Source organism: Pseudoalteromonas sp. SG43-7 (assembly GCF_014164295.1).
In the GTDB taxonomy this organism is placed as follows: domain Bacteria; phylum Pseudomonadota; class Gammaproteobacteria; order Enterobacterales; family Alteromonadaceae; genus Pseudoalteromonas; species Pseudoalteromonas rhizosphaerae.
In genome coordinates this window covers 1-11,048 of record NZ_JACJEY010000032.1, presented here as the reverse complement: position 1 = coordinate 11,048, position 11,048 = coordinate 1, and the positions used below count along the sequence as shown (strand labels likewise).

At 40.7% G+C, this 11,048-nt stretch carries 16 protein-coding genes; 7 read left to right on the top strand and 9 right to left on the bottom strand.

Features of this window, described 5'->3' with window-relative positions; translation table 11 throughout:
- Positions 1-39 precede the first annotated feature (39 nt).
- The 4 genes from H5200_RS14735 to H5200_RS14720 are packed head-to-tail and all read right to left on the bottom strand — an operon-like array spanning position 40 to position 2,163.
- Positions 40-795, bottom strand: a complete 756-nt coding sequence (locus H5200_RS14735; RefSeq protein WP_145239853.1) for a phytanoyl-CoA dioxygenase family protein — start codon at positions 793-795, stop codon at positions 40-42.
- 4 nt (positions 796-799) lie between these two features.
- On the bottom strand, positions 800-1,390 hold the full coding sequence (locus tag H5200_RS14730; RefSeq protein WP_182761731.1) for a uracil-DNA glycosylase family protein: 591 nt from the start codon (positions 1,388-1,390) through the stop codon (positions 800-802).
- Positions 1,380-1,754 (bottom strand): VOC family protein, encoded by a 375-nt coding sequence (locus H5200_RS14725; RefSeq protein ID WP_182718231.1) that lies wholly within the window; start codon positions 1,752-1,754, stop codon positions 1,380-1,382. The genes H5200_RS14730 and H5200_RS14725 overlap by 11 nt, the downstream gene beginning before the upstream one ends.
- 46 nt (positions 1,755-1,800) lie before the next feature.
- Positions 1,801-2,163, bottom strand: coding sequence for a VOC family protein (locus tag H5200_RS14720; protein WP_182761730.1), 363 nt, complete (start codon positions 2,161-2,163; stop codon positions 1,801-1,803).
- A gap of 259 nt (positions 2,164-2,422) precedes the next feature.
- Here H5200_RS14720 and H5200_RS14715 point away from each other — a divergent pair, with 259 nt between their 5' ends.
- Genes H5200_RS14715 through H5200_RS14705 form a run of 3 tightly spaced genes read left to right on the top strand, consistent with a single transcriptional unit; the run spans position 2,423 to position 4,706 of the window.
- Complete coding sequence (locus H5200_RS14715) at positions 2,423-2,767, top strand: hypothetical protein (RefSeq protein ID WP_182739995.1); 345 nt, start codon at positions 2,423-2,425, stop codon at positions 2,765-2,767.
- A complete protein-coding gene (locus tag H5200_RS14710) occupies positions 2,764-4,371 on the top strand; it encodes a PepSY domain-containing protein (RefSeq protein ID WP_182761729.1) in 1,608 nt (535 codons plus the stop codon). The genes H5200_RS14715 and H5200_RS14710 overlap by 4 nt, the downstream gene beginning before the upstream one ends.
- A complete protein-coding gene (locus H5200_RS14705) occupies positions 4,371-4,706 on the top strand; it encodes a DUF3325 domain-containing protein (protein ID WP_149981968.1) in 336 nt (111 codons plus the stop codon). The genes H5200_RS14710 and H5200_RS14705 overlap by 1 nt, the downstream gene beginning before the upstream one ends.
- Positions 4,707-5,006: 300 nt before the next feature.
- Here the strand turns inward: H5200_RS14705 and H5200_RS14700 are convergent, their stop codons facing one another.
- Entirely contained in the window at positions 5,007-5,543 is a 537-nt protein-coding gene (locus H5200_RS14700; protein ID WP_182718227.1) for a lipocalin family protein, read from the bottom strand.
- Positions 5,544-5,666: 123 nt separating this feature from the next.
- Between H5200_RS14700 and H5200_RS14695 the strand changes: the two genes are divergently transcribed.
- The 4 genes from H5200_RS14695 (at position 5,667) to H5200_RS14680 (ending at position 8,286) form a co-directional block, all read left to right on the top strand.
- Positions 5,667-6,116, top strand: coding sequence for a YaiI/YqxD family protein (locus tag H5200_RS14695; protein WP_145239874.1), 450 nt, complete (start codon positions 5,667-5,669; stop codon positions 6,114-6,116).
- On the top strand, positions 6,113-6,655 hold the full coding sequence (locus tag H5200_RS14690; RefSeq protein ID WP_182739997.1) for a DUF6942 family protein: 543 nt from the start codon (positions 6,113-6,115) through the stop codon (positions 6,653-6,655). The genes H5200_RS14695 and H5200_RS14690 overlap by 4 nt, the downstream gene beginning before the upstream one ends.
- A 53-nt stretch (positions 6,656-6,708) precedes the next feature.
- A complete protein-coding gene (locus H5200_RS14685; RefSeq protein ID WP_145239878.1) occupies positions 6,709-7,080 on the top strand; it encodes a response regulator in 372 nt (123 codons plus the stop codon).
- A gap of 372 nt (positions 7,081-7,452) precedes the next feature.
- Entirely contained in the window at positions 7,453-8,286 is an 834-nt protein-coding gene (locus H5200_RS14680; protein WP_259398492.1) for an ABC transporter substrate-binding protein, read from the top strand.
- Between the two features lie 80 nt (positions 8,287-8,366).
- Here H5200_RS14680 and H5200_RS14675 read toward each other — a convergent pair whose 3' ends face one another.
- The 4 genes from H5200_RS14675 to H5200_RS14660 all read right to left on the bottom strand — a co-directional run bounded on the left by H5200_RS14675 (position 8,367) and on the right by H5200_RS14660 (position 10,426).
- Complete coding sequence (locus tag H5200_RS14675) at positions 8,367-9,077, bottom strand: hypothetical protein (RefSeq protein WP_182739998.1); 711 nt, start codon at positions 9,075-9,077, stop codon at positions 8,367-8,369.
- 66 nt (positions 9,078-9,143) lie between these two features.
- Positions 9,144-9,608 (bottom strand): HipA domain-containing protein, encoded by a 465-nt coding sequence (locus H5200_RS14670; RefSeq protein ID WP_259399220.1) that lies wholly within the window; start codon positions 9,606-9,608, stop codon positions 9,144-9,146.
- Between the two features lie 226 nt (positions 9,609-9,834).
- Positions 9,835-10,122: a HipA N-terminal domain-containing protein gene (locus H5200_RS14665; protein ID WP_259398490.1), complete on the bottom strand. Its 288-nt coding sequence runs from the start codon at positions 10,120-10,122 to the stop codon at positions 9,835-9,837.
- Positions 10,106-10,426 carry a helix-turn-helix domain-containing protein gene (locus H5200_RS14660; protein WP_145242858.1) on the bottom strand — a complete coding sequence of 107 codons (321 nt, stop codon included), beginning with the start codon at positions 10,424-10,426 and terminating at the stop codon, positions 10,106-10,108. Before H5200_RS14660 ends, H5200_RS14665 begins: the two co-directional genes overlap by 17 nt.
- Positions 10,427-11,048: the final 622 nt, after the last annotated feature.

Below are 11,048 nucleotides of genomic sequence, written 5' to 3'. Positions count from 1 at the left end.
GCAGCCCATGTGGTTTTTAGGCAGGTCTATGTAGCGCGGTTATTCTTGGTGTGCCAAAGTAACCGCAAAGGCACTGGCATCTTCTAATGTCGAAAGCATCGCTGGAGTAGGCAAACAGATATCCTGAACAAAATGCAGTACGTGGGGCTGTGGCTCACCAAAAAGAATATCCAGCGCTAAGCGGTCTTTACCGTATAAACCACGGTGGATCATATTTGCCGAGAAAATTAATAAATCCCCTGCTTGCATTTCTATCACATGGCCGGTGGCTAAATCATCGCTGGTGTTGTTGTGATCAATAGCCAACCGAGTTGCCAGCTCATCAGGGGTATCCCAACGTCGATGGGTACCTGGTACTAACTCAATACCTGGCTCATCCTCAAGCGCAACCCGACAATGTATCACTTCAGGACCCGATAGCGCAGCTTGCTGCTCCGCCAAGCTTAAATGGTATTGCATATCACGATGCCAATAATTTTCTTGCTCAGGATTAACCGGATTAAAAAACAACTGGGTATTCATAAAGGCCGCTGATTCAAGTATCGAATCAACTTGAGCCATTAACTTATGGCTGGCAATAAACTTAAATAATACTAAGCGCTGGGCCTCATCTAAATAGGTATTTGCAGTTAAATAGGCACTATTAACCGCCTTGGTTTGATAAAACTGTTGATTATCTGCGATCCATTGCTGATGAAAACAATTGATCACTTCGCGCTCATGCACAAGTTCACGTTCAGTGTAAAAACCTTTTACATGAAAAAAACCATGCTGCTCAAATTGGGTATTGATCATCAAACTAATCATCCTCACATTGCAAAATTGCTTGAATAGTTTGCGCCAACTGAGGCACCACATCACGCTCAAACCAAGGGTTTTTAGTTAGCCAAATATTATTACGCGGACTCGGGTGCGGCAATGGCAAAACATCTGGCCAATACTCACGCCATGATTTTACTAACTCAGTGAGGGGTAAATGTTTTGTGTGTGGTAAATGGTACGCTTGGGCATATTTACCCAGCACTATGGTTAACTTAATATTGGGCAGTGCCGCTAAAAGCTGGGAACGCCATGCAGGTGCGCATTCTTTACGCGGCGCTAAATCGCCTGACTTACCTTTACCTGGGTAACAAAAGCCCATCGGCAAAATAGCAACCTTAGTTGCATCATAAAAATCGCATGGCTTAAGCCCTAACCACTCGCGCAGCCGCTTGCCACTGGCATCATCAAATGGAATGCCACTTTGGTGTACTTTAAGCCCCGGCGCTTGCCCTGCAATTAAAATACGCGCACTGGGATTAAATTGCAGCACCGGACGTGCCCCAAGCGCCAGCTCAGGCTCACAGATCACGCATTGACTAACTTGCTTTAACAAGGTGCTAGCCATCATCACTGCTTTGCCCTATTCGCCACAGCACACCACTTGGATCATAAATAACAAAATCAATCATTTGCCACGCTTGCAAGCTTGGCTCAGTAATTTTTATATTATATTTTTGCGCCAACCCCGCACTTGTTAATTTATCATGCCATGCTGTCACATCTGCAACTAATAAGTGCATCATAAAATTTTTAGCGTGCTCTGGATTATAAAAATTTTGCAGTAAAAAACTACAGTCTCCGTGGTAAAAGTACGCCATATCTGGGGTTTCCCACGCGATTTGAAAGCCCATATGCTGATAAAACGCACAACTAAGCGCAAAATCTTTTGCTGGTACAAATGCTTTAATTTCTTCGCAACTCAAATCTGTCATTCAATTTTTTTCCTTGAGTTAGTAAAATAATGATCTATTTTTGCGTTCAATTATGTTCTGACCACACTGCAAATTCATTGCCACTGGGTTCAGTAAAATGGAATCGGCAGCCCCCTGGAAAATCAAAAATTGGTTTTATAATACTCCCGCCATGTTGCTCTACTTTAGCCTGTGTTTGCGCAATATCCTCGCTATAAAATACTAATAAAGCTGCGCCATGTTGCGTTAATGAGCTAAGTGGTGCTTGATAAAAACCGCCATCAAGCCCAGCTGTATCAGCACTAAATGACGTATATTCAGGGCCATAATCAATAAACTGCCAATCAAAAACCGCACTAAAAAATGCCTTAGTGGCGATTAAATCTGCTGCGGCAAATTCAACATAATTAAGTTTTTTGTGTGCTGACATAGTACTCCCTAAAAAATTAATGTAACGGCTTATAGCCTTCCAATCACTAAGCATACAAGCAGTTGAAAAATTTGCGAACTTTTCAATTAAAACAGCAAATGATAAAAGCAGATCATCATTTTACTAAGTAAATATACTGAGTATTATTGCGCTATCACCCGAACAAACAACAAAGAAAATACGAATCACTATCTTTTCTGTATCTAGAATATATAATACCCTCTTTATTCGCCCCCATTTGGGACTTTGAGGGATCATCATGCACGCTCAATCTGTCAAAAACAGCCAAACACTCTCTATAAGATCTAAATTAAGCCAAGCTTATCAAGCCCATGCTTACCGTTTTGCTGTTATCTCACGCTTTTTTGCCGCCATTGTTGGTGGTTATACCTTTACTGCCGTGTTTACCGCGTTACTGAGTATTATTTTACCGCTGAAAAAATCAGATGCTGTACTGCTTAGTATCAGCCTGACTATTTTAGTGTACAGCTGCGTGTTTATTTGGGTGTTTGCAGTTAAGTCACTATCTAAAATATGGATCACTATTTTACTAACTACTTCAGGGTGTGCTCTGATCTTATCATTACTAAAGGGTTGGCTATGAAAGAGAGTTTTTTCCGCTCCATGACCTGGATGCATACTTGGGTTGGATTATTAGTATGCTGGCTACTCTATTTAATATTTTTTGCTGGTACGGTGAGTTTTTTTCGGGACGAAATAACGCTATGGAATCAACCAGCGCTGCACAATGTACAAGCGCCTGAACAGCGTGTAGCGCAACAGCGTAGCCAAATTATCAGTGGTATTAATTACCTACAAAATGCAGGCTCGGAGTCTACGCGTTGGGGAATTTACTTGCCCACAGAGCGAAAACCGCAGCTTAACTATGCTTATGAAAAGCCTCGTCCTGAAGGGAAGCGTTTTGGTGGTTGGCAAGAGCACAATATCAACCCACAAACAGGCGACGAAATAGCACAAACAAGAGACACCAGAGGTGGTAACTTTTTTTACCGACTGCATTTTGACCTACATTATATTGATGTACGCACAGCCCGATGGATTGTCTGCTTTGCGAGCTTATTTATGTTGGTAGCGCTGATATCTGGGGTGGTGATCCACAAACGTATTTTTAAAGATATGTTTAGCTTTCGTGCCAATAAAGGCAGCCGCAGTTGGTTAGATGGCCATAATGTATCGTCTGTATTGGCGTTACCTTTTCATATTATGATCACTTATACAGGCCTAATCACGCTAATATTTATGTTATTCCCCTATCCAGCAATGACCGCATACGAAGATGGTATTCGTGGTTTATTTAACGATGTGTCACCCACTAATGTGCGCACCAAAACTAGCCCAGATAGCGCCCCATTAATAGCCATCGATACTATTTTAGATCAAGTTTATACTAACTGGCCTGATGCTGACTTAACACAAATATCAATTCGTGATCCAAATAGAGCCTCAGCCACAATTACAGTCCGTGCAGACACCGGTAGCCTAGTTCGCGACCAAACACCCACCTTATTATTTAACGGTGTAGATGGCAGCTTAATAGCTAAAACTGCTGCCCAATTAACCAATACAGAAGTGTTCTATGACTCGCTAACAGCCCTACACACAGGCCGTTTAGCTAACCCATTATTACGCTGGTTATACTTTTTATGCGGCGTAGCTGGCTGTGTAATGATAGCAACTGGCTGTATTATGTGGGCTAAGCGTATTCGCGAACGCATGAAAAAAGACCAACCCGCTACAATTGGCTTAAAGTTGGTAGAAGGGTTAAACCTTGCCACATTAATGGGCTTACCACTTGCAACCTGCGCATTTTTTATTGCCAACCGGTTACTGCCTATGACAACCCCTGAGCGCGCTGATAAAGAAATACTTGCATTCTTTGTGACTTGGCTAGCCGTTGCTTTGTTTGCGCTATTTAAACGCGCAAGGCCGCAGTGGATTTTACTCGCGTGGATAAACGGTATCGCCTGTCTCAGCGTGCCTGTTATTAATGCTCTTACCACCAATGGCAATCTAATAAGCTACTTGCTAAACGGCCAATGGGCGTTGTTTAGTTTTGATTTAATGTGCTTAATATTTGCAGCCTTATTTGTAATTCAGGCCAAAAAAATACCAACTCACACTCCGGCTAAAACACCGCAACAACGGGCGCGCCGTTCAGCAAAAACTAAGTTACAGGAGCAACCATAATGCATGAATTACTGCAATTGAGCCTATGTTTACTGGCATTTAATTGTTTTGCTTTGGCTAAATTTAATCATTACCGTGATGTATTTAAAACCCGCCCTAGCGACAAACTCAGTAAACAGTTTTTGATCGCTGCTTGGATCAGTATTTTACTAAGCTTAGTACTGAGTGTTGTACAACATAACGGCTACGGCGCTTTACTATTTTGTGGTTACATGGCGCTAAGTGTCTTAATATTAATGATTTTTTATAGCTTCAAAGCATCTTGGGTAAAAATAATGAGTGCTTTAAATATCACCGTTGTAATGCTCAGTGGGCTGTTTTTAACTGTTTTTTAAGCTTAGTTAGTAAAAATATGATCTGAGCAAAAAAAAAGGCAAACTAACTTAGTTTGCCTATATCCAAATGATTTGGTTATAAATAGTAGGGGGATACTCATGTTACAAATAGCTTGATTGAAGCTATTGCCAATCAATCTATGCGGAATATGATATCCCTCTAATGTGTCATATTTATTACCTAGTAATTACTTTTTAATATAAAAAAATAAAACCTATTACTGTGTAGTCGTAGCAAAGTCAAAGTTACACAAGCCGCCCTACATAGCTATTCTCTATCACTGTAAAGGGGATTTACAGTCATGGTGTACTGTTCTGTTTAACCATTATCAGGTTGTCTGTATCAAAGCCTTTTTGCTGCGCAAGCACTTTAAAGTCAGCTAAGCGTTGCTCACTCACAGTGGGGGTACGCGATAATAGCCACAAATAATCGTTATTGTAGCCAGATACGTACGCATATTGGTAATTTTGTTGGTCTAACTTAAATACAATATAAGAGCTGTAAAAAGGACCAAAAAACGATACTTTTAAATGACCAACATTATTGCTATCAACAAATTTCGCAGTACCTTGAGCCTCACTCCATTTGTTTTCCTCGCTATTAAAACCACGGTTTAGCACAGTTACAGAGCCATCATCGTTAATTGTATAATCCGCTGTTATATTATCTAAACCACGCTCAAAAGAGTGATCTAATCGGGCTATTTCATACCACTTACCTTGGTACTGTTCGATGGAAAAAGGACTCACTGGTGCAACCTTATCGGGCATGCCAGTACAGCCAAGCAGTAAACTACTGACGAACAGAGTAAGAGTGATAAATAATTGATTTTTCATCGTTGATTCCTTGATAGTTAATTAGGCCACCAACGCAGTAAAGCATAAAAAGTTCACTTAATACTAGTTGTTCTAAAAGCCTTAGGTTAGGATCATTTTTTTACTAACTATTAGAAGTTAACAATGAAGATATGGGTTGATGCTGACGCCTGTCCAGTGGTGATCAAAGAAATTTTGTTTCGTGCCGCAGAGCGTACGCAAACTGAAACAATTTTAGTCGCTAATCATGCAATGCGTATTCCGCCTTCAAAATACATTAGCCGGTTGCAGGTCTCATCAGGGTTTGATGTGGCTGATGACGAAATCGTCAAACGTATTGCAGCCAATGATCTAGTGATCACCGGTGATATTCCGCTAGCATCCGAAGTAATCGATAATGGCGGCCAAGCGCTAAATCCTCGCGGCGAACTGTATACCAGTGAAAATATTCGCTCGTTACTAAATGTGCGCGATTTTATGGATACTATGCGTTCAAGTGGCGTTGAAATGAACGGCGGACCGCCACCGCTTAGCCAAAGTGATCGTCAAAACTTTGCTAATAATCTAGACCGCATTCTAGCTAAAAATAAATGAGTAAGGCTGCAAGTAATATAGGCTTTGGTGACCCAGCTTTTACAGTCGCTGTGTATATAGCGAATGTACCACCGATGCCACAGTACACCAACCTAAGTACAGTGACGTCATGTGTGGATGGACAAATTGCCAGCATCAACCAAGCCTGTGGTAATGGCTGGCGTAAAGTATTTAATGTATATGCTAAAGTGTTATTTGCACTGCCTAGCGAGTATTACCAATTCGCCAAACTCGCCCCGACTTGGCAACACTATCGTGATGAACAACTGCTGCAGCTTAATAGTCAAACTGCCTTACTTTTTAGCCCTCCGGTTTTAAATAACAATAATACCTTGCATATTATTGCCGGACGCACATATGCTAAAGCGCTGCTGCAGCAAGGACACTTACAGTGCCAATTACAGTGGTTAGATGAAGAATTTGCTATCGATAAAGTAAACAAGTTGATTGTGTGTCCATACTTTGATTACCGCCAACTTAGCAATATAAAAATAGCGCGACTTAGTCAGCTAGTTGCCCAGTGTTTTGTGGCAGAGTAAGACTTTGTTAACTAACCTTAAGGTAATTTGCATATAATGGACAATTTAACTTTATGAAAATCCTCGTCGTTGACGATATGCCTTTGATGCGCCATGTATTAATAAATATGTTAAGAAAACTAAATTATCACGATATTGTTGAAGCGACTGATGGAATACAAGCATTAAGTTTATTACAAAACCAAGGCTATGATTTAGTTATCACCGACTTGCATATGCCAAAAATGGATGGCAAAACTTTACTCAATCGTATTCGTGATGACCAAGAGTTAGCCGAAATCCCGGTATTAATGATCACCTGCGAAGACAGCTCCACAGCAATCAAAGAAATTATCGCCGCGAAAGTGTCAGGCTTTATTGTAAAACCTTTTAATTTAAATGTGTTAGATAGCCAGTTAAAGAAAGTTATGAAGTTAGAAAGTTAGAAAGTTAGTCAATCTCAACGCAATGTTACTTTAAACATTGTTTAAGTGCGTCATCATCTTGCTGAAATCTAGATAATAACCAAGCTTGAAAAGCGATTACCTTTGGCCAATTAAAATGCTCCTTAGGGCCCACTAAATAATATTTATAGTGGCAGTTATATTCAAAATTAGGGTAAACTTCTAACTGCCCTAATTTGATATGGGACTCAATTAAACGTCGCCTCACACCACAACCAGATAGGTTTCACTCATCAGATAACTCATATAACCCCAGCATAACTTTATGAACTAATTCGCTTTTACATGATCGCTACTGTAGTATCATAAATGAGGAATTTATAACCAATGCAGATTTTTTTACCATGATCATAAATGCTAAATTACACAATGCGAACAGCTAAACGATTACGCAACATATGCAACGCCAGTCTGTTACTACTGTTGTGTGTAAGTAACGCCAGTAAAGCAGTACCAACAGCGCAAAGTATTGACTCAACGACAATTCAACTTAGCGCAGGTGAATGGCCGCCTTTTCTCAGTGAATCGCTGCCCTACCAAGGTGTAGTAGCGCATTTAATTCGCGATATATTTGCGGAAGCAGGCATTACCGTTAACTTTACATTTTTACCTTGGTCACGTGCATATCACGATACCGAAAATAACAAATATGCCGCTACTGCGGTATGGATGTTCAGTGACGAAAGAGCAACTGCTTACTTATATAGCGAACCGGTACTCAGTGAACGATTTGTGTTTTTTTATCAAAAGCAGCGCCATTTTGATTGGCAAAATATTGCAGATTTAAAAGGCCTATTACTCGGTGGTGGGCTTGGCTATAGTTATGGCCCAGAGTTTGATAAAGCCCTTGCCGAAGGCTCTTTTGAAATGTCGCGGGTAGGTAATACCGAGCAAAACTTTCGCCGTTTAGCACTAGGGCGTATCGACGCCTTTGCTGAAGAGCAAAGTGTTGGCTACTTTACCCTCAAACACCAACTGCCCGATCTTGTTAATGTTATTAGCCACCACCCCAAACCCCTGTTAATTAATAAAAGCTTCTTACTATTTCCAAAAAATAACAGCGAAAGTGAAAAACTGCTCAACACCTTTAATCAGTACTTATCACAGTTTAAGCACAACGGCCGTTACCAATCTTACTTTAAAGGTTTAGAGCAAGGTGATTATCAGCCCCAAGCCAAACTACAGTAACGAGTTAACCCGTAGTTCATACTTTACGTGACAATAAGCCTAACCTAACCCGGCGTTTACTTAGAGCGACTTGTTTGCACTTAATCTTTAAACCAGCGGTAAGCGCCAAAAACTCCCATAAAGGCAAGGCAACCAACAGCCACTAATTGCCAAACTTTGTAGTTATAGCCTTCATTTTTCAAAGCAACTGTATTCAAACGGGTATCAGCTTTTGACACTGGGGTTAGCGTCATCGAATGTGTAATTGTGGCTATTGCAGTAGCGTTTTGTTGAGATAAAACAACCGTTGGCTGTTTAACATTCACGCTTGCTTTGCTTGGTGCTTGCCACTGGGCTTCAAATTTTGCACGCTGCTCAGCTCGATTTTCACTGCACCAAACAAAGTCAGTTTGTTGCATTTCTTTAGCACGGCAGCGCTCAGGATATTGGTAAAAGCTACTCCACGCGAGTCGCTTGCTATCACTGTCGTATGTTTTACTATAGACCGTTGAGTCATGAACTTTTTTAGTTAATAAATCATTCGCAGATGAGCGAGTATAAGTTCGTGAACCTGAACTGTGGCTCCTCCAATTAGTTGGGCTTATGCAGTGACGACCTAATATTTCAAACAACTCAGTTGAGCGCCTGCGTAAACGCTCACCTTCAGCTGCCTTATACCCTACCCTCATTCTATCCTGAACTTTTTCTCGCTCGGCTTTAATAGCATCACACCGTGATTGCGAATACTGCTCTGCGGCCAATGTGCTATTGCTTGAAATCACGCAGATAGCCAATAAAATCCTTTTAATCATATATACATCACTGTCGTTAAATTAGGGATAGCGTAGCATTTTTTACGCTAGCAGCAAGACTTTCAATTAGAAGTTTCCGACAACTATTCGCCTATCAAAACGATCGATAACAAAGGCCCGCATTTCACCATAGCTACGCAATTCAACGTCAGGCACATCAAGTCCTGCGCCTCTTGCCAGCAGCATAGTAAATAACTCATTTACGGCAATAAAAGGCGCAGCCCCCGTTTCAAACTTAAAGATTTTATTAGAGCATAACTGGCCTTCACCAAACCCTAGTTTTCCACCTATTTCGAGTAGGTTAAGCTTATCTTGAACCCCAGCAACCGAGAGCCTCGTTCGCCCGTCCCATAATGTAATAGGCTCGCCCGCTTGCTTAAAACGGTTCAACTTTTGACTCAATTGGTGATTCGTTACTTCACGAAAGGAGGTTTGCTTTACTGCACAATTACTTGCTCTAAACGATAAAGCACCTGATGTCTCCTCGCCAATCACTTTAATTAAGCCAAGGGTATACTCAAACCACCTCAAGATGCAGAATTCAGCGTTTCACAGGAGCTTAATATCAAGGCGTTACTTTGCAAGAATGGCAGTCCCTTTTAAGAAGTAACAACGCTGAGAGTAAGTGCCTGTGAAACTCCCAACAGGTTGGTTTAAAAGCAATTTATACTGCGTTATTGATTTTAACAATAGAACCACTATTACTTGCAATCAATGCCTTGCCTAAATCGCTTTTAATTCCAACTGAAACTCGTATCTAGAGGTAGTTTGAGTATGTATTCTTAGAAATGGTCGTGCTACTGATGATCTCCTCAAGGCCTTTCCCCTCAGGCAATAAGTTTTGCAAATAATTACGTACTGCACGAGAGTCAAAATCGCCATTGAGTGGCAAATGTGGTGAAACTGCAAAACCCTCGTTGATCCATTTAGCCTCATAAGTAAATGAAATCTCATTTTCAGAGCCTATTGCCAGCGTTATCTCAGCCACCTTTTGCGATTGACCGATAAACACATCTAAACGATTGGTGTTAGTACCACTGTTCATCGCTCACCTCATCATTGCTATGAGCTATATCATCACTGACAAGGCTGAACGACAACCCTAAATACTCCATAACTTTTAGTACATTATGCAGTTGCACAGTTACATCACCTTTTTCTATTTTTATTAGCGTAGGCTTAGAAATAGCAAGCGCTTGTGATACATCCACTAATGTCAGCTTCATACCAGTTCGCTTTGCAGTAATGGCTTTAGCCAGCTGCATGGGTGAAAATGGCTTAGAAAGCTCAGGCATTTCAGTACGCTTAACAACTCTTCCGAGTGTTTTTTTGACGGAGGAATCGCTCATTTATGGTCAACTATAGTTTACTTATACAACCAATTCTAGAATACCTTAAGAAAAAGTCAACGATACTTTACTTTTAGACTAAATAATTAATCAACAAGACCATAAGTAAAATGCATTTAACTTATGAATACTTGTAATTAAATTAAAACCCATAAGTAAATTTTAATTGACTAGTTTATAGCGTAAAACTGGTAAGTTGAAAAACGGGCTACGGATTAATCCTAGAACCTAGTCACTTCCCTAGAACCTAGCGCCTTTACCTTAATCTATGATTGTTTTAAAACCAATTTTACCACCGAGCTCACCGAGGCGCGGCGCTACACAGAGAAGATAAAAAGTGCTTCGAGCTACGAGCTACGAGCTACGAGCAAATCCTAGCTCCTTTTAGCACCGTAGGCGTTAAGCTTGCTGACGCGAAAAGCGAAGTTTTTGAATTGTAGCGGGAGTGTATCTCGCGCTTTGGTTTTTAATTAAATTTTACAAACCCATGCCTGCTAATTGTTACCAGCAATGCAAAAATGATCCACTTCAACAATTGAAATCTGATCCAGTTAACTTAACACTGGTGCTTTTGGATAAGCACCATGATTTCAAAAGAAGAGTTCATGAAAATAAAAGTCTT

What these genes read in the sequence shown, in the direction of transcription:
- H5200_RS14675 (WP_182739998.1), bottom strand. Translation starts at nt 9,077, where the DNA reads ATGATTAAAAGGATTTTATTGGCTATCTGCGTGATTTCAAGCAATAGC.
- H5200_RS14680 (WP_259398492.1), top strand. Translation starts at nt 7,453, where the DNA reads ATGCTAAATTACACAATGCGAACAGCTAAACGATTACGCAACATATGC.
- H5200_RS14660 (WP_145242858.1), bottom strand. Translation starts at nt 10,426, where the DNA reads ATGAGCGATTCCTCCGTCAAAAAAACACTCGGAAGAGTTGTTAAGCGT.
- H5200_RS14725 (WP_182718231.1), bottom strand. Translation starts at nt 1,754, where the DNA reads ATGACAGATTTGAGTTGCGAAGAAATTAAAGCATTTGTACCAGCAAAA.
- H5200_RS14665 (WP_259398490.1), bottom strand. Translation starts at nt 10,122, where the DNA reads ATGAACAGTGGTACTAACACCAATCGTTTAGATGTGTTTATCGGTCAA.
- H5200_RS14720 (WP_182761730.1), bottom strand. Translation starts at nt 2,163, where the DNA reads ATGTCAGCACACAAAAAACTTAATTATGTTGAATTTGCCGCAGCAGAT.
- H5200_RS14685 (WP_145239878.1), top strand. Translation starts at nt 6,709, where the DNA reads ATGAAAATCCTCGTCGTTGACGATATGCCTTTGATGCGCCATGTATTA.
- H5200_RS14710 (WP_182761729.1), top strand. Translation starts at nt 2,764, where the DNA reads ATGAAAGAGAGTTTTTTCCGCTCCATGACCTGGATGCATACTTGGGTT.
- H5200_RS14715 (WP_182739995.1), top strand. Translation starts at nt 2,423, where the DNA reads ATGCACGCTCAATCTGTCAAAAACAGCCAAACACTCTCTATAAGATCT.
- H5200_RS14705 (WP_149981968.1), top strand. Translation starts at nt 4,371, where the DNA reads ATGCATGAATTACTGCAATTGAGCCTATGTTTACTGGCATTTAATTGT.
- H5200_RS14735 (WP_145239853.1), bottom strand. Translation starts at nt 795, where the DNA reads ATGATCAATACCCAATTTGAGCAGCATGGTTTTTTTCATGTAAAAGGT.
- H5200_RS14700 (WP_182718227.1), bottom strand. Translation starts at nt 5,543, where the DNA reads ATGAAAAATCAATTATTTATCACTCTTACTCTGTTCGTCAGTAGTTTA.
- H5200_RS14695 (WP_145239874.1), top strand. Translation starts at nt 5,667, where the DNA reads ATGAAGATATGGGTTGATGCTGACGCCTGTCCAGTGGTGATCAAAGAA.
- H5200_RS14730 (WP_182761731.1), bottom strand. Translation starts at nt 1,390, where the DNA reads ATGATGGCTAGCACCTTGTTAAAGCAAGTTAGTCAATGCGTGATCTGT.
- H5200_RS14690 (WP_182739997.1), top strand. Translation starts at nt 6,113, where the DNA reads ATGAGTAAGGCTGCAAGTAATATAGGCTTTGGTGACCCAGCTTTTACA.